15 protein-coding genes and 1 pseudogene are annotated in these 15,023 nt (G+C 63.7%); 8 read left to right on the forward strand and 8 right to left on the reverse strand.

Going from position 1 to position 15,023, the window contains the following annotated elements; genetic code table 11:
* Positions 1–23: 23 nt before the first annotated feature.
* Both ACKFRX_RS02875 and ACKFRX_RS02880 read right to left on the reverse strand, forming a co-directional pair.
* Complete coding sequence (locus ACKFRX_RS02875) at positions 24–242, reverse strand: helix-turn-helix transcriptional regulator (RefSeq protein ID WP_040424873.1); 219 nt, start codon at positions 240–242, stop codon at positions 24–26.
* Positions 235–783 (reverse strand): hypothetical protein, encoded by a 549-nt coding sequence (locus ACKFRX_RS02880; protein ID WP_005322654.1) that lies wholly within the window; start codon positions 781–783, stop codon positions 235–237. The genes ACKFRX_RS02875 and ACKFRX_RS02880 overlap by 8 nt, the downstream gene beginning before the upstream one ends.
* A gap of 111 nt (positions 784–894) precedes the next feature.
* Between ACKFRX_RS02880 and ACKFRX_RS02885 the strand changes: the two genes are divergently transcribed.
* Together ACKFRX_RS02885 and ACKFRX_RS02890 are read left to right on the forward strand one after the other, a co-directional pair.
* A complete protein-coding gene (locus ACKFRX_RS02885) occupies positions 895–1,356 on the forward strand; it encodes a PH domain-containing protein (protein WP_408928078.1) in 462 nt (153 codons plus the stop codon).
* Positions 1,353–2,717, forward strand: coding sequence for a PH domain-containing protein (locus tag ACKFRX_RS02890; protein ID WP_408928079.1), 1,365 nt, complete (start codon positions 1,353–1,355; stop codon positions 2,715–2,717). The genes ACKFRX_RS02885 and ACKFRX_RS02890 overlap by 4 nt, the downstream gene beginning before the upstream one ends.
* On the opposite strand, the gene ACKFRX_RS02895 is transcribed toward ACKFRX_RS02890, so the two are convergent.
* Complete coding sequence (locus ACKFRX_RS02895; protein ID WP_005322648.1) at positions 2,701–3,171, reverse strand: tRNA (cytidine(34)-2'-O)-methyltransferase; 471 nt, start codon at positions 3,169–3,171, stop codon at positions 2,701–2,703. The two genes, ACKFRX_RS02890 and ACKFRX_RS02895, sit on opposite strands and share 17 nt — an antisense overlap.
* A gap of 23 nt (positions 3,172–3,194) precedes the next feature.
* Here ACKFRX_RS02895 and ACKFRX_RS02900 point away from each other — a divergent pair, with 23 nt between their 5' ends.
* From ACKFRX_RS02900 to ACKFRX_RS02910, 3 genes are all read left to right on the forward strand, one after another.
* Positions 3,195–4,043 carry a bifunctional methylenetetrahydrofolate dehydrogenase/methenyltetrahydrofolate cyclohydrolase gene (locus tag ACKFRX_RS02900; RefSeq protein ID WP_150850691.1) on the forward strand — a complete coding sequence of 283 codons (849 nt, stop codon included), beginning with the start codon at positions 3,195–3,197 and terminating at the stop codon, positions 4,041–4,043.
* Positions 4,040–4,354, forward strand: coding sequence for a DUF3017 domain-containing protein (locus ACKFRX_RS02905; protein WP_408928080.1), 315 nt, complete (start codon positions 4,040–4,042; stop codon positions 4,352–4,354). Before ACKFRX_RS02900 ends, ACKFRX_RS02905 begins: the two co-directional genes overlap by 4 nt.
* Positions 4,355–4,480: 126 nt before the next feature.
* Positions 4,481–5,461 carry an HNH endonuclease signature motif containing protein gene (locus tag ACKFRX_RS02910; RefSeq protein WP_408928081.1) on the forward strand — a complete coding sequence of 327 codons (981 nt, stop codon included), beginning with the start codon at positions 4,481–4,483 and terminating at the stop codon, positions 5,459–5,461.
* Between the two features lie 113 nt (positions 5,462–5,574).
* On the opposite strand, the gene ACKFRX_RS02915 is transcribed toward ACKFRX_RS02910, so the two are convergent.
* The 4 genes from ACKFRX_RS02915 to ACKFRX_RS02930 all read right to left on the reverse strand — a co-directional run bounded on the left by ACKFRX_RS02915 (position 5,575) and on the right by ACKFRX_RS02930 (position 9,682).
* Complete coding sequence (locus ACKFRX_RS02915; RefSeq protein WP_408928082.1) at positions 5,575–6,693, reverse strand: homoserine O-acetyltransferase; 1,119 nt, start codon at positions 6,691–6,693, stop codon at positions 5,575–5,577.
* Positions 6,690–8,006 carry an O-acetylhomoserine/O-acetylserine sulfhydrylase gene (locus ACKFRX_RS02920; protein ID WP_408928083.1) on the reverse strand — a complete coding sequence of 439 codons (1,317 nt, stop codon included), beginning with the start codon at positions 8,004–8,006 and terminating at the stop codon, positions 6,690–6,692. Before ACKFRX_RS02920 ends, ACKFRX_RS02915 begins: the two co-directional genes overlap by 4 nt.
* Before the next feature lie 172 nt (positions 8,007–8,178).
* Complete coding sequence (locus tag ACKFRX_RS02925; RefSeq protein ID WP_179387425.1) at positions 8,179–8,340, reverse strand: hypothetical protein; 162 nt, start codon at positions 8,338–8,340, stop codon at positions 8,179–8,181.
* A 37-nt stretch (positions 8,341–8,377) separates the two neighbouring features.
* Positions 8,378–9,682 (reverse strand): PLP-dependent aminotransferase family protein, encoded by a 1,305-nt coding sequence (locus ACKFRX_RS02930; protein WP_408928084.1) that lies wholly within the window; start codon positions 9,680–9,682, stop codon positions 8,378–8,380.
* Positions 9,683–9,763: 81 nt separating this feature from the next.
* On the opposite strand from ACKFRX_RS02930, the gene pdxS reads away from it, so the two are divergent.
* The 3 genes and pseudogenes from pdxS to ACKFRX_RS02945 all read left to right on the forward strand — a co-directional run bounded on the left by pdxS (position 9,764) and on the right by ACKFRX_RS02945 (position 12,695).
* Positions 9,764–10,666 (forward strand): pyridoxal 5'-phosphate synthase lyase subunit PdxS, encoded by a 903-nt coding sequence (gene pdxS / locus ACKFRX_RS02935; RefSeq protein WP_040424867.1) that lies wholly within the window; start codon positions 9,764–9,766, stop codon positions 10,664–10,666.
* Complete coding sequence (gene pdxT / locus ACKFRX_RS02940; RefSeq protein ID WP_408928085.1) at positions 10,660–11,250, forward strand: pyridoxal 5'-phosphate synthase glutaminase subunit PdxT; 591 nt, start codon at positions 10,660–10,662, stop codon at positions 11,248–11,250. Before pdxS ends, pdxT begins: the two co-directional genes overlap by 7 nt.
* A gap of 184 nt (positions 11,251–11,434) precedes the next feature.
* Positions 11,435–12,695 (forward strand): annotated as a pseudogene (locus ACKFRX_RS02945) (IS3 family transposase).
* Positions 12,696–12,766: 71 nt separating this feature from the next.
* Here the strand turns inward: ACKFRX_RS02945 and ACKFRX_RS02950 are convergent.
* Complete coding sequence (locus ACKFRX_RS02950; protein WP_408928086.1) at positions 12,767–14,980, reverse strand: NADP-dependent isocitrate dehydrogenase; 2,214 nt, start codon at positions 14,978–14,980, stop codon at positions 12,767–12,769.
* Positions 14,981–15,023 lie beyond the last annotated feature (43 nt).

The following is a 15,023-nucleotide window of genomic DNA, read 5'->3' on the forward strand; positions in this document are numbered from 1 at the left end:
ACCCAACACCCTGGCAAGGGTTGTTATTCGACGCCGAAGATGTCTCCCGGCTGGCAGTCCAGCGCCGCACACAGTGCTGCGAGGGTGCTAAAGCGTACGGCTTTGGCACGATTATTCTTCAGGACGGAGAGGTTAACTGGGGTGATGCCTACCTCTTTGGCCAGGGCTGCACCGGTGATGCCGCGCTCTTCCATTATTCGGTCGAGGTGGCAGACTACCTGGGGTCCTTGTGGCTCAGACAAGTCCTTCGACCTCCTCTTCTAGCTTGCAGCCGCGCTTGATGGCGGCTGAGAAGAGTTGTAGGGCGCAGGCAAAGAGGTAAAGCAGCGCGAGCTCGCCAAATGACGTTCCGCTCTGGCTGGACCACCAGTCGATCCCTAGCTGTGAAGAGGCCCAGTTGTTGCCCATACCTTCGAGCGGGAAGCGTCCGATAAACCAGACGAGAATCCCGATGGCTATTCCATTGAGGAAGCGAATATTTTTCGTAGTGAAGACCTGCCCGCGAAGCATGGGCTTGACCAGACGGTAGGTAAAGAACGCGATGATCAAAATAGCCGCAATCTTAACGACGAGCGCTGCGGTGAGCATCCAGAATGGTCCGCCGTCGAGGTTGTGTTTGCTTAGGCCTTCTGGGATGGCTGCGCTCAGTGCGGTGGAAAAGCGTCCGGTGGCAAGCTCACGCAGGTAGGTAGGGCCGAGGATGACGATGGTAAGGAGGCAGATGCCGGCCGCTGTGTTAATTTCGCGGCGCTCGGCCTTGGAGGTGGGTTGTGGGGTGGTCATGACAATCCTTTCCGCCGATTGTTTATCGACTCTCGATGTTGTCGTAATTCGATAATATCGATTAACGATAAGTGACGCAAGGGTATGGCCCGATTGATACTGTCAATAACTATGAGCGAAGAAATGAATCCCGTCTCGCCACGCCTGGTGACCTCGCGCTATATTCACCACCTGAGCTGGATGATTGTCCTCGCCGCGGCCGCCGGTGCGGCAGGTTTCTGGTGGACCCCGTGGTTCTACTGGGCGGCCGGGCTTTTCGTCGCCTTTTTCTTCTGGCTGCTTTGGCTCATCCCCGCCCAAGTGCGCAACATGGGCTGGCTCGAAACCGACGATGAGCTACTTATCACTCGCGGCAAGCTCTGGCATTCCTTCACCGTCGTGCCCTACGGCCGCATCCAATTCGTCGACGTGACCTCCGGGCCCATCGACCGCGCCCTCGGGCTGAAAAAGCTGCAGCTCCACACGGCCTCAGCCAGCACGGACGCCACCATTAAGGGCCTGGAAGCCCCGCTTGCCGACGCCCTCCGCACCCGCCTTGCCCACCAAGCCCGCGAACGGATGAGCGGCCTATGAACGACCAGTCCAGCACCCAACCAAGCTTCCGCCGCGTCCACCGTCTTACCCCACTGCTGCGCCTATGGTCAGTGATCCTGGCCCTCATCGCGGCCTTCGCCCTCAACGTCAACCTGGAAGCCCTGCGCGATATCTTCGCCTTCATCACCGGCGAGCACCGCGGCGAGGCCCTGCGCGATACCGCCCTTGCGCTCGCCGGGTTCGTTGCGGTCTGCGCGGTCGTGTGGCTCGCCTCCGGCCTATGGTGGCGCCGCATGGGCTACCAGCTCGGCGGGGACGAGCTCTCCCTGCGCCGCGGACTCTTTTCCACCCAACTGCGCACCGCGCGCTATGACCGCACCCAGGCCGTCGACGTCGTCGAACCCGTCATCGCACGCCTCTTCCGGCTAGCGGCCGTGCGCGTGGAAACCGCCGGCGGCCAATCATCCGTCATCGAAATCGCGTACCTCAAAAAGGCCGACGCCGAAGCCCTGCGCGAGGACATCCTCGCCCGCGTTCACGGCGCACCCGCACCGGCCGCGGACATTGACATCGACGCAACCGCCGCCGACGCAACCAGCGCCCACACACCCGCCGAACCAGCCGAAGAACCAGCCCTCGTGCCCGAAATCCCCATCGCGCGCTCCCTTATGGCAGCCGCGCTGCGCGCCTCCACGCTTTTCCTCGTCGGCTTCCTCATCGTCGTCGTGGTCACCCGGCTACCGCTGTCGACCGCGCTGCCCATCCTCGTCGGCGCGATACCCAACGCATGGAACGTGCTCGATTCTTCCTGGCGCTACACCGCCCGCACCGACGGCGAGGTACTCAACATCACCTACGGCCTGGCCGATCGCCGCCGCCAAAGCATCCGCCTCGACCGCATCCACGCCGTACAAATTACCCAGCCCTTCCTCTGGCGGCCCTTGGGCTGGTACGAGGTGAGGGTTTCGGTGGCGGGGTATGGGGCGTCGGCAAGCGGCAAGGCTTCTGGCTCCACTCGCATCCTTCCGGTGGGCACCCTCGCGCAAGCCCGGCAATTCCTGCCGGCCGACGCCGCACCCACCTACGCCTCGCCAGCCCGCGCCAAGTGGGTCTCCCCGCTGGACTACCGCCAACAAACCGTCGCGCTCACCGGCGACTACGTCATAGTGCGCAACGGCCGGCTCAACCGCCGCGTCAAGGCCATCCACACCTCCCATATCCAGGAGCTGACCTATCGCCGCGGGCCGATTTCCCAGGCGCTCGGCCTAGCCACCGTCGGCCTCGACCTAGTCCAAGGCCCGGTGCGCATGGATGCGCGCAACCTCACGCTTGCCGACGCCACCGCACTCCTTACCCAGCTACGCTCCCGCCAACTGCCGGATTTTAAACCGCCCCGTTAAATCCCAGCTGGCGCCACGCTTCGAATACGGCCGTCGACGCCGAATTCGACAGGTTCATCGAGCGCCTGGCCGGCACCATCGGAATGCGCACGCGGTCCGTCACGCGCGGATGGTTAATATGCTCCTCCGGCAGGCCAGTCGGCTCCGTGCCGAAGAGCAAGACATCGCCCTCCTGGTATTCGATATCCGTAAACCACTTATCCGTATGCGTGGTAAACGCGAAGACGCGCGCCCCCGGCAGCGCGTCCATGCAGGCCTGAAAATCCTTGTGAATCTGCACATCGGCCAGATCGTGATAATCCAGTCCGGCGCGCTTTAAGTGTTTATCGTCGAAATTAAAGCCCAGCGGCTCAATCAGGTGCAGGCTCGCGCCTGTTACCGCGGCCGTGCGGATGGCGTTGCCCGTATTAGTAGGAATGACCGGGTTATCAAAGACAATGTGCAGCTGGCTCATGCCTTCAGTCTAGGATGGTGGCTATGAGCGCTACCAAACTAGATGGCACACTGTACCGCGACGAGATTTTCGCCGACCTCGCCCAGCGCGTGGCCGCACTGAAGGACAAGGGGATTACGCCCGGCCTCGCCACCGTCTTGGTCGGCGAAGACCCCGGCTCCCAGTCCTATGTGAAGATGAAGCACCGCGACTGCGAAAAGCTCGGCATCAACTCCATCCGCAAGGACCTGCCGGCCGATATCACACAGGAAGAACTTGAGGCCGTCATCGATGAGCTCAATGCCGATGACGCCTGCACCGGCTACATCGTCCAGCTCCCGCTGCCCAAGCACTTGGATGAAAACGCCATCCTCGAGCGCATCGACCCCGAAAAGGATGCCGACGGCCTGCACCCGGTCAACCTGGGCAAGCTCGTGCTCAACGAGGACGCGCCCCTGCCTTGTACCCCGAACGGCTGCCTGCACCTGCTGCGCCGTTTCGGCGTTGAGCTTGACGGCGCCAAGACCGTGGTCATCGGCCGCGGCGTGACCGTGGGCCGTCCCATCGGCCTGATGCTTACCCGCCGCAGCGAGAACTCCACCGTCACCCTCTGCCACACCGGCACCAAGGACCTGGCCGCCGAGACCCGCGAGGCCGATATCGTCATCGCCGCCGCCGGCCAGCCCCACATGCTCACTGCGGACATGATTAAGGAAGGCGCCGCGCTTCTCGACGTCGGAGTCTCCCGCGTCGACGGCAAGCTCACCGGCGACATCCACCCAGACTGCTGGGACAAGGCCGGATTCGTCTCGCCGAACCCGGGCGGCGTCGGCCCGCTGACCCGTGCCTTCTTGGTGCGCAATATCGTCGAGCGCGCGGAAAAGTTGGCGTGAATCTAGACAACCCGCACGATGCCGGTCTCGCGCCCTCCCCGCTGCCTCCCGCCGCGCAGTGGGCGGCCATCGGCATCTTCGTGGCCGGCGTGGTGGTCTCCGGCGGCTACGCCGTCTTCGAGTACTGGCGCCGGGCCACGTTCCTCCTCGGCCTCGCCCTGCTGTGGCTCACCGTGGTCCGCCTGACGTGTGATTCCAGTCGCGTCGGCGTGCTGGCAGTGCGCTCGCGCCGCTTCGATGCCTGCTTTACCGGCCTGCTCGGCGCCACGATGGCCTTTCTGGCTTTCTCCGTGGACTCGCTCGGCAGCTAGTTGTCCACAGGCTTTTTGTAGAATCATCACCCATCTCGGCCCTAAAAGGTGTAGTTCCGGCGGTTATCCACAGGCCAGCGCCCGCCACCGCGCGCCGGGTTGCGCGGCCCACTTAGGCTCAGGGCCATGATTTCGACCTACCTGACAGCCGTGAACTCCCCGATGGTGCTCATCGAGGAGTGTGCTGGGCTGTCGGTAGAAGAGCTCGTCGATAAGGGCTTTAGCGACCGCGAAGCCGCCGAGTTCGCCCGCCTTGCCGATACCTACTTCGGCCGCACCTCCTTTCGCGCCAAGCAGCGTACCGCCCGCCGCACTACGCTGCCGCTCGACGCGCTAAAAATCATCGAGCACTACGCACAGAAGATGAAAACCCAGCGCGCGGCCTGGGCGCTGCGCGAGGAACTCTGCGCTCTGCGCGTTGCTACCAGCGAGATTGAAAGGCGCGCCCGCCGCCTTGTGCGCGAGGAGCGCACCACCAAGCGCTCTGAGGGCGTGCGCCTAACCCGCCGCCGCGACGACCTGTGGACGCTGACCATTACCGCCGAGTCCGAACTGGTGGCAGAGATTAATAACCATGTCTCCACCGTCGCCGATGCCCGCCGCGTCTTTTCCCAGGGCGCCGCCGCTTCCACAATCACCACCAATGTGGTGCTCACCCTCAATGAGATGGTCAAGGTCATCCACGGCGAGGACGTCACCTTGCAGCTAACCAATGGCGCGCAAATCTCCGGTGCGGACCTTGCCCGCCGTGCGCTTGCCGACGTCGGCCTTATCACCCTCATCCACCCTGTCACCGGCCCCGTAAACCTCTATCAATCGCGGCGCCGGGCTACATGGAAGCAACGCCAGATGGCGATGGCGGAAAACCCTGTGTGTCCGTGGCCCGACTGCCATACGCCGGCGGATGAATGCCAGGTCCACCACCTCACCCCGTGGTTGCTCGGTGGGGACACGAATCCCGAGAATCTCACCATGGCCTGCAAGTATCACAACGGGGTCAATGATGATGACCCCAATGCGCCGCCGCGCCGCGGCCGGCTCGAGCGCCGCCCCGGTGAAGGTATCGTCTGGCGCCCGCCCTGGGCCACACCGCCCGAAGACTGCTGAGCCCCGTCCCGCCTCTGCTCGCCACGACTGGCCATAGGACCAGCGCAGCGTGCCGCACCGCTTATAGTTAGTGCGCGCTGCGCGGCTTCGGCGATCGCGGATGCAGCGAGCCTTTAAATCGAGTACTCGGTGGGATCGCCCGCCGCAGAATCGATGCCCGGGTCCGGTTGGGAAAGCGTGAGGAAATTGCGCAGGATGCGATCCATCTGGCGTGACTCGGTAAGAAAAGCGTCGTGGCCTACAGGGGAGACAATCTTCGCCATCGCCAGCAGGTTGCCGAGGTTGCGCGAGATGTGTTCCTGCTGGTGGTACGGGTACAAGATGTCCGTGTCCACGCCGACGACCATGGTCGGTATCTCGGATGAGCCCAGCGCGCGGTTAAGGCCGCCGCGGCCGCGGCCGATATCGTGGCGGTTGAGCGCCTCGGTGAGGGTGACGTAGGAGCCGGCGTCAAAGCGATCGGCCAGCTTGATGCCCTGATAGTCCAGGTAGGAGTTGACGGCAAAGCGCTCATTGCGGCGGCGGTAGGGCCCGAGTGGGTTCTCGCCGGTCTGGGCCTGGACACCGAAGCGCTCGTCGATTTCCTGCTCGCCGCGATACGTCAGGTGTGCAATGCGACGTGCGGCCGCCAGCCCCTCGCGCGGGCGCTGCGCGGAGGCGTAGTAGTCGCCGCCATGCCAGAAGGAATCCTGCTCAATGGCCGCGATTTGCGCCGACTGGATGCCAATCTGCCAGGCAGAGGCGCGGGCCGATACGGCAATGACGCAAGCCGCATCAACGGCCTCGGGGTGCATCAGCGTCCACTCCAGCGTGCGCGCGCCTCCCATCGAGCCGCCGATGATGGCGTGGACGTGGGTGATGCCGAGCTCGCGGAGCGCGGTACGCTCGGCCGAGACGAGGTCACGCACGGACAGCGCAGGGAAGCGCGAGCCCCAGGCGCGGCCGTCGATTGGGTGCGGGGAGGCAGGGCCGGTGGAGCCGGCGCAGCCGCCCAGTGCGTTGGTGGCGATAACGCACCACTTCGTCGTATCTAGCGCCTTGCCAGGGCCGACTAGATCGGCCCACCACTCGGCCACATTCGAATCACCGGTTAGGGCGTGTTCAACCACAATGACGTTATTGCGGCCGTGGGGATCGCCGAGGAGGTGGCCGAAGCGGTGGTAGGCAATGTGGGCGTCGGCAAGCGTGGCGCCGGCTTCGGTGTGGAAGTCGCCGATGCTAACTAGCTTCATGCCAGCGCGTTAAAGCCCAGCTCGAGGTCCGCGATGATGTCATCGATGTGCTCGATGCCCACGGACAGACGGATGGTGGATTGAGTAATGCCGGCCGCTGCCAGCGCAGGCTCGTCGGACTGGGAGTGCGTGGTGGTTGCTGGGTGCACGGCCAGGGAGCGGGTATCGCCGATATTGGCGAGGTTGGAGTGGAGCTTGAGGGCGTCGATAAACGCCCAGGCTTCCTCGCGGCTGCCGTCGATGTCGAAGGAGAGCACGGAGCCGGTATAGGCGTAGCCGAGCTTTTCCTTGGTGGCCTTATACGGCGAGGAGTCCAAGCCGGCGTAGTTGACCTTGGTGACCTTGGCGTGGCCTTCCAGGTACTCGGCAACGGCCTGGGCGTTGGCATTGTGCTTTTCGACGCGCAGTCCCACCGTCTCAATTCCATTCAGCGTCAGCCAGGCGTTGAAGGGGGAGATGGCGGCGCCGGTATCGCGTAGCAGGCCGGCGCGGGCCTTGAGCGCGAAGGCTGGGGCGCCGAGATCGGCGTACTTCAGGCCGTGGTAGGCCTCATCCGGGGTGACGAAGTAGGGGAAGACGGGCTCGCCGTTGCGGGTGACGGTCCAATCGAAGGAGCCGCCGTCGATAATCGCGCCGCCGATGGCCGAGCCATTGCCGGTGTAGAACTTGGTGGTGGAAACCACGACGATGTCCGCGCCGAGGTCCAGCGGCCGGGCGAGGGCGGCGGTGGCGATGGTGTTATCTACGATGAGCGGGACCTGGTTGTTGTGGGCGACCTCGGCGATGGCCGGGATATCGAGGACATCGGCCACGGGGTTGCCGAAGGTCTCGCCGTAGAAGGCTTTGGTATTCGGCTGGACGGCGTCCTGCCAGGACTGCGGGTCATCCGGGTTCTCGACGAGGGTGACGTCGATGCCTAGGCGCTTGAGAGTGACAGTAAAGAGCGTTGAGGTGCCGCCGTAGAGGCGCGGGGAAGTCACGATGTGGTCGCCGGCCGAGGCGAGGTTCAAAATCGCCGCGGTTTCGGCAGCCTGGCCCGAAGCGAAGGCAACGGCCGCGACGCCGCCCTCGAGGGCGGCGAGGCGCTCTTCCAGCGCGTCCTGGGTGGGGTTGGTCAGGCGGGTGTAGATGGGGCCGGCGTCGGAAAGATTGAAGCGGTTGGCCGCGTGCTCGGCGTCGTTAAAGACGTAGGAGGTGGTCTGGTAAATCGGCACGTTGCGTGCGTTGGTGGAGCCGTCCAGGTTCTGGCCGGCGTGGAGGGAGCGGGTAGCGAAGGACCAGTCGGAATTGGAGTTATCGTATTTCGTCGTCATGCTTGGCAAGACTAGACCAAGCGGTATGTCTTGCGAACGGGTTTAGTGAAACCCGCTGGCAGGGGCGAGAATAAAAATAGACTAAGCGGTCAGTCTCGAGTTTTATGTGGGCGTCGGAAGGCGCACGGCGGGGCTTTCGCGGCAGCGCACGTGGCCTCGTGGCTAAGAGTTTCTACGGGTGGTGATTTTGTTCCTCGAGCTGATTGGCAATGCGGCGGGTGTTTGCACGAGTTTCGTTGCTATTGCGCACGAGCTTGACCACGATGGCGATGATTCCGGCGAGGATGAGGAACGGAATGAGTATGAGTAGAAATTCAAGCGGGCCGAGGGACATTTATCACCTTTCGTTTATGGTCTTTGGGGCTACGGTATCACTCGAGTAATGCGGCCGCGACCGCGGTGAGGCTCGTGCGCAGCTCGGAGTCGCTGAGGTGGCCGAAGCCGAGGACGACCCCGTCTTCGGCGTCGGCGCCGCCCCAATAATCGCGCAGCGGGGTGAGCTTAATGCCGCGGGCGGCGGCGCGGGGGACCACGGCTGGGTCGCACAGCAATACCGCGTGAAGGCCACCGTGGATGGGGAGGAGTTGCGCGCCATCGATGGTGCCGAGCGTTTCGGCTACGAGGTTGCGGCGGCGTTTGTAGGTGCGGCGCATGCGGCCGGTGTGGCGTCGTAAAGCGCCGCTTGAAAGGTAGTGGGCGAGCGCGGCCTGGGGAATGGAACCGACGGGTTGGCCGAAGACCTCGCGCACGTGGTCCACGGCCGGGCGCAGGCGCGGTGGAACGACGAGGTAGCCGCAGGCAATCGAGGGGGAGATGACCGAGGAGAAGGTACCCAGCAGCACGGTGTGTTCCGGGGCGAGTGCGGCCAGGGCGGGCAGCGGCTGGCCGACGTAGCGCAGTTCGGAGTCGAAGTCATCCTCGATAAGCAGGGCGTCGTGTGCGCGGGCCCATTCGACGAGTTCGGCGCGCCGGGCTGCGGGCAGCGAGCCGCCGTAGGGATATTGGTGGCTGGGGGTGACGATGAGGGCGTCGAGATTGGCCGTGGGGACGGTGACGCCTTCGGGGCCGGTGGGGATTTCCACCAACGTGTGGCCGAGGGCGTGGGGCACGCGGCGCAGGCTGGGGTAACCGGGGGATTCCACGCCCACGCGCAGCTGTCGGCCGAGGGCGCGCAGGAGTACGGAGAGGCCGTCGCGGGCGCCGGCCGTGATTAGCACGCAGGCCGGGTCCACGGTGAGCCCGCGCATGTGGCGCAGGTGTGCTGCGACCTCGTGGGGCAGATTGCCGGAGGGGTCGACGGCCGCTGCACGCCACGCGGCCCTCCATTCAGGGGTGAGGATGCCGGCGGTGTCGGGAAGGCCGGGGGTCAGTGACACCAGCTCGGGCTCGGCGGCGGGTGCGGGGGCCGGCTCCGGCCGTGGGGCACGCGCATGGGGAAGCAGCGGGTTGATGACGGTGCCGGAACCAACCTCGGCGGTGAGGTAGCCCTCGGCTGTGAGTTGGTCGTAGGCGGTGACCACGCTGCCTCGGGAAATGCCGAGCTGCGAAGCCAAGTGGCGGGTCGAAGGAACGCGCTCGCCGGGCAGGAGGACGCCGGCGGCGACCTGGGCGCGTAGGGCTGCGGCGATTTGCACGGGCAGCGGCCGTGCATCAGAGGGATCGAGGCGAAGGGGCACGGGCCCATCATAAGTGGTCTAATCCAACACGCTGAAAATGGCTCTTGTCTTGTACCACTTGTGTGGGTCACTATGGCACCTATGACTGAACAGGTAAATGAACAAGGACGCGCTACCACGCGCGTGAAGCGAGGACTAGCCGATATGTTGAAGGGCGGCGTCATCATGGACGTCGTGACCCCGGAGCAGGCGCGCATTGCGGAGGACGCGGGCGCGTCGGCCGTGATGGCGCTGGAGCGCGTGCCGGCCGATATCCGCGCGCAGGGCGGCGTGGCCCGCATGTCTGACCCAGAGCTTATCGAGGGCATCGTCGAGGCCGTGGACATCCCGGTCATGGCTAAGGCCCGCATCGGCCACTTTGTAGAGGCGCAGATCCTGGGCGAGCTGGGCGTGGACTTTATCGACGAGTCCGAGGTGCTCAGCCCGGCCGATTACGTCAACCACATCAATAAGTGGGATTTCGACGTGCCGTTCGTGTGTGGTGCGACCAACCTGGGCGAGGCGCTGCGCCGCATCACCGAGGGCGCGGCCATGATTCGCTCCAAGGGCGAGGCCGGCACCGGCGACGTCTCCGAGGCCGTGAAGCACCTGCGCACCATTAAGGCCGAGATTGCCCGACTGCGCCACCTGGACCGAGACGAGCTCTACGTTGCGGCCAAGGAGCTCCAGGCACCGTACGACCTGGTCGCAGAGGTGGCGGAGACCGGCAAGCTTCCGGTTGTGCTCTTCGTTGCCGGTGGCGTGGCCACGCCTGCCGACGCCGCCCTTGTCCGCCAGATGGGTGCCGAAGGCGTCTTTGTCGGATCCGGCATCTTCAAGTCCGGCAACCCGGCGGCGCGCGCGGAGGCCATCGTGAAGGCTGCCACGCTGTACGACGACCCCGCTGAGCTCGCCAAGCTTTCCCGCGGCCTGGGCGAGGCCATGGTGGGTATTAACGTCAACGACGTGCCTGCACCGCACCGCCTGGCTGAGCGCGGATGGTAGCCACCGTCGGGGTGCTGGCGCTGCAAGGCGGCGTCGAGGAGCACCTGCGCATTTTGGACGGGCTCGGTGTGGCTACGCGCCGCGTGCGGGTGCCGCGCGACGTGGACGGGCTCGACGGGCTGGTGATTCCGGGCGGCGAGTCGAGTGTCATCGACAAGCTGGCGCGCAGCTTCGGGCTGGCCGAGCCGCTTCACGACGCCGCGGCTGCGGGCCTGCCGGTGCTCGCGACCTGCGCGGGACTCATCTACTGCGCCCGCGAGCTCGATAACCCCGCGCCGGGGCAGCAAACCCTGGAGCTAGTGGACGTGACCGTGCGCCGCAATGCCTTTGGCAACCAGCGCTTTTCCGAAGAGCGCACGGTTCCTGTGACGGCGGGCGAGGAAACGCTCGACATTGAGGCGAGTTTCATTCGTGCCCCGCTGGTCACCCGCGTGGGCGAGGGTGTTGAGGTCATCGCGACGGTGCCGGGCGCGGACGGCGACGCGGTGGTCGGCGTGCGCCAGGGCCGCGTGACGGCGCTGAGCTTCCACCCAGAAGAAAACGGCGACGCCCGCGTGCACGCCGCCTGGCTCGACAGCTTCTAAGCATGCAGACACACCAAAGCCGCCCCGCAGCGAAGCAATGAACTGCTCCCCATTAGTTGGACTGAGAAATCAGTTGCCAACAACTAGTGGGGAGCATTTTCTTTGAGAGCACGTAGTTCGCTGAGTGAAGTTCAGCGTGAGCAGTTAGTGGAGCTTTTCGAGCAGGGAATGGGTTGCCGAGCCGCTGCTCGTGTTGTCGGTGTCTCGAGAGACGCAACGCGTAGACTTTATCGCCGTTTCCAACTGCGTGGCAGACTATGTCTCGTGGAGAAACCAAACAAGCAGCACTACTCCTTCGAGGCGAAGAAGGAAGTTGTAGAACGTCATCTTGCGGGTGAGTCGATGATGGATCTTGCCCGAGAGTTCAATCTTTCATCCGACCACCTCGTCAAGGACTGGGTGGCTAAGTGGCGCAGAGGCGGCGACGAGGCTCTGCGCCCGAAGCCGAAGGGCAGGCCCAAAGGATCGGCTGCGCCGAAACGCCTCACGGAAGAGGAAAAGCTTCGCCGCCAGGTTGAGCGGCTGGAAGCGGAAAACGCCTACTTAAAAAAATTGCGAGACTTGAGGAACCAGGGACACGCCTGAAAGCCCAGGCAATCGTCATCCTCAAGTCACACCACCGCTTGGACTACCTCCTGGATGCGGCCGGCATGGCACGCTCGACATTCTTCTACCACCAAAAACGACTCACCGCACCGGATAAACATGCCGAGCTCAAACAAGCGATCCGGGACAGTTTTCAGCGCAACAAACACCGCTACGGCTACCGGCGGGTACTGCTCGACCTGCGTAACCAGGGCTGGGTGGTCAACCACAAACTTGTCTACAAGCTCATGCGCGCCATGGGCTTGAAAGCCAAGATCCGCCAGCGCAGGCCCTACATCTCCTACACTGGCACAATCAGCTACATCGCTGAGAACACACTCGAGCGCAACTTCACCCCCGATAGGCTCAACACTGTCTTCGTCAGCGACGTCACCGAGTTCAAAGTCGCTGGCCGCAAGGTGTATCTCTCACCGGTGATGGACCTGTTCGACCGCTCAATCGTCGCCCACACAGTGGCCACATCGCCGTCTACGGCGTTTACCTCGGCTTCGTTGGCGCAGGCGATCAAAGCGTGTGCTCCAGAGCCGGGCTGGATGATCCACACCGATCAAGGATTCCAATACAAGCACTCATCATGGCGCACCCTGATTAGCCAGCACCAGGGAGTCCAATCGATGTCACGCAAAGGCAACTGCTACGACAACGCGGTCATGGAGAACTTCTTCGGCCACCTGAAAACCGAGATGTACCACGGAGAAGCCTTCGACACCGTCGCAGAGTTCAACCAGGCAATCGACGAGTACATCCGGTGGTACAACACCGAACGCATCCAACAACGACTCAAGGGTCTAACCCCGATGCAATATCGAAATCAGACCCTTGAAGCCCTAACCGCCTAGAATTAAACCAGTCCAACTTTCGGGGGGCAGTTCACAATGAACGCTGCGGGGCGGCATTCGCCTGTGAAGACTTACTTCTTCAGGCCGTCGATGATCTCGTTGAACTGAGCAACTGGGCGCATGACGGCAGAGGTCTTCTCGTCATTTGGCCAGTAGTAGCCGCCGAGGTCGGCGGGGTTGCCCTGGGCGTCGACAAGCGCCTGGGCAATCTCGTCTGCCTGGGAGGACAGCTGGGAAGCCACGTCCTTGAAGGCGGCGGCGAGATCGGCATCATCGGTCTGGTTAGCCAGCTCTTCGGCCCAGAAGGTGGCCAGGAAGAAGTGGGAACCGCGGTTGTCGATTTCGCCCACCTTGCGGGACGGGGACTTGCCCTCGTTGAGCAGGCGCTCGGTGGCCTTGTCCAAGGTGGCGGCCAAGACGCCGGCCTTCTCGTTGCCGTTGGTCTGCTTCTCGTGGCGGAAGGACTCAGCCAGGGCCAGGAACTCGCCGAGGGAATCCCAGCGCAGGTGGTTTTCTTCCTCGACCTGCTGGACGTGCTTCGGGGCGGAGCCGCCGGCACCGGTCTCGAAGAGGCCGCCGCCTGCCATGAGTGGAACTACAGACAGCATCTTGGCGGAGGTACCCAGCTCGAGGATGGGGAAGAGGTCCGTGTTGTAGTCACGCAGCACGTTGCCGGTCACGGAGATGGTGTCTTCGCCGCGGCGGATGCGCTCGATGGAGGTCTTGGTAGCGGTGACCGGATCCTCGATGGAGATGTCCAGGCCCTCGGTGTCGTGGTCCTTAAGGTACTTTTCCACCAGGGACTTGATATTGCGGTCGTGGCCGCGCTCTGGGTCGAGCCAGAAGATGGTCTTCATGCCGGACAGGCGAGCGCGATTGACGGCGAGCTTGACCCAGTCCTGGATCGGAGCGTCCTTGGTCTGGCAGGCGCGCCAGATATCGCCTTCCTCCACGTCGTGGGAGATGAGGACCTCGCCCTGGGAGTTGCGAACCTCGACGGTGCCCGCGGCCGGGATCTTGAAGGTCTTATTGTGGGAGCCGTACTCCTCGGCCTTCTGCGCCATCAGGCCAACGTTCGGCACGGTACCCATGGTGGTCGGGTCGAAGGCGCCGTTTTCCTTGCAGTCCTCGATAACGGCCTGGTAAACGCCGGCGTAGGAGGAATCCGGGATGACGGCGAGGGTGTCCTGCTCCTCGTCGTTCTTATTCCACATGCGGCCAGAGGTGCGGATCATGGCTGGCATGGAGGCGTCAATAATGACGTCGGAAGGCACGTGCAGGTTGGTGATGCCCTTGTGGGAGTTGACCATGGCGAGGTCGGGGCCGTCGGAAAGCGCGGCGTCGAAAGCAGCCTTGATTTCTTCGCCGTTGTCCAGGTTCTTCAGGCCCTCGTAGATAGCGCCCAGGCCGTTCTCGCCGTTGAGACCGGCAGCCAGCAGCTCCTCGCCGTACTTGTCATATACATCGGCGAAGAAGGCGCGGACGACGTGGCCGAAGAGGATGGGGTCAGAGACCTTCATCATGGTGGCCTTCAGGTGGGTGGAGAAGAGAACGCCCTCTTCCTGAGCGCGCTTGACCTGTGCGAGGAGGAATTCATCCAGGGCCTTGGCGGACATGAAGGTGCCGTCGATGACCTCGCCCTTGAGAACCGGCAGCTCCGGCAGCAGGGTCTGCTCGCCATCGGCGGTCTTGAGGACGATGGACAGGGTGTCCTCGTTCTCCAGGATGACGGACTTCTCATTGTGGCGGAAGTCGTTGTCCGCCATGGTGGCAACGTTGGTCTTGGAGTCCTTGGACCACTCGCCCATGCGGTGCGGGTGCTTCTTCACAAAGTTCTTTACGGCCTCCGGTGCGCGGCGGTCGGAGTTGCCCTCGCGCAGCACCGGGTTAACAGCGGAGCCCTTGACGGAGTCATAGCGGGCGGCGATGCCCTTTTCTTCCTCGGTGGAAGGATTATCCGGGTAATCAGGCAGATCGTAGCCGGCGGCCTGCAGCTCGGCGATGGCCTTCTTCAGCTGCACCAGGGAAGCGGAAATATTCGGCAGCTTGATGATATTTGCTTCCGGGGTCTTGGCCATCTTGCCCAGCTCCGCTAGGGCGTCTTCGACCTTCTGCCCCTCGGTGAGGCGCTCCGGGAACTGCGCGGCGATGCGGGCGGCCAGCGAGATATCGCGGGTTTCCACGTCGATGCCAGCGGTGGAAGCGAAGGCCTCCACGATGGGCTTGAGGGAGTAGGTCGCCAGCAGCGGCGCCTCATCGGTACGGGTCCACGTAATCTTTGCCATGATTCTCCTAATTAACGTTGGAAAATTGTTCAAGTGCCCAGAT

This window comes from Corynebacterium tuberculostearicum, from assembly GCF_046097465.1.
GTDB classification, from domain to species: Bacteria; Actinomycetota; Actinomycetes; order Mycobacteriales; family Mycobacteriaceae; genus Corynebacterium; species Corynebacterium tuberculostearicum_I.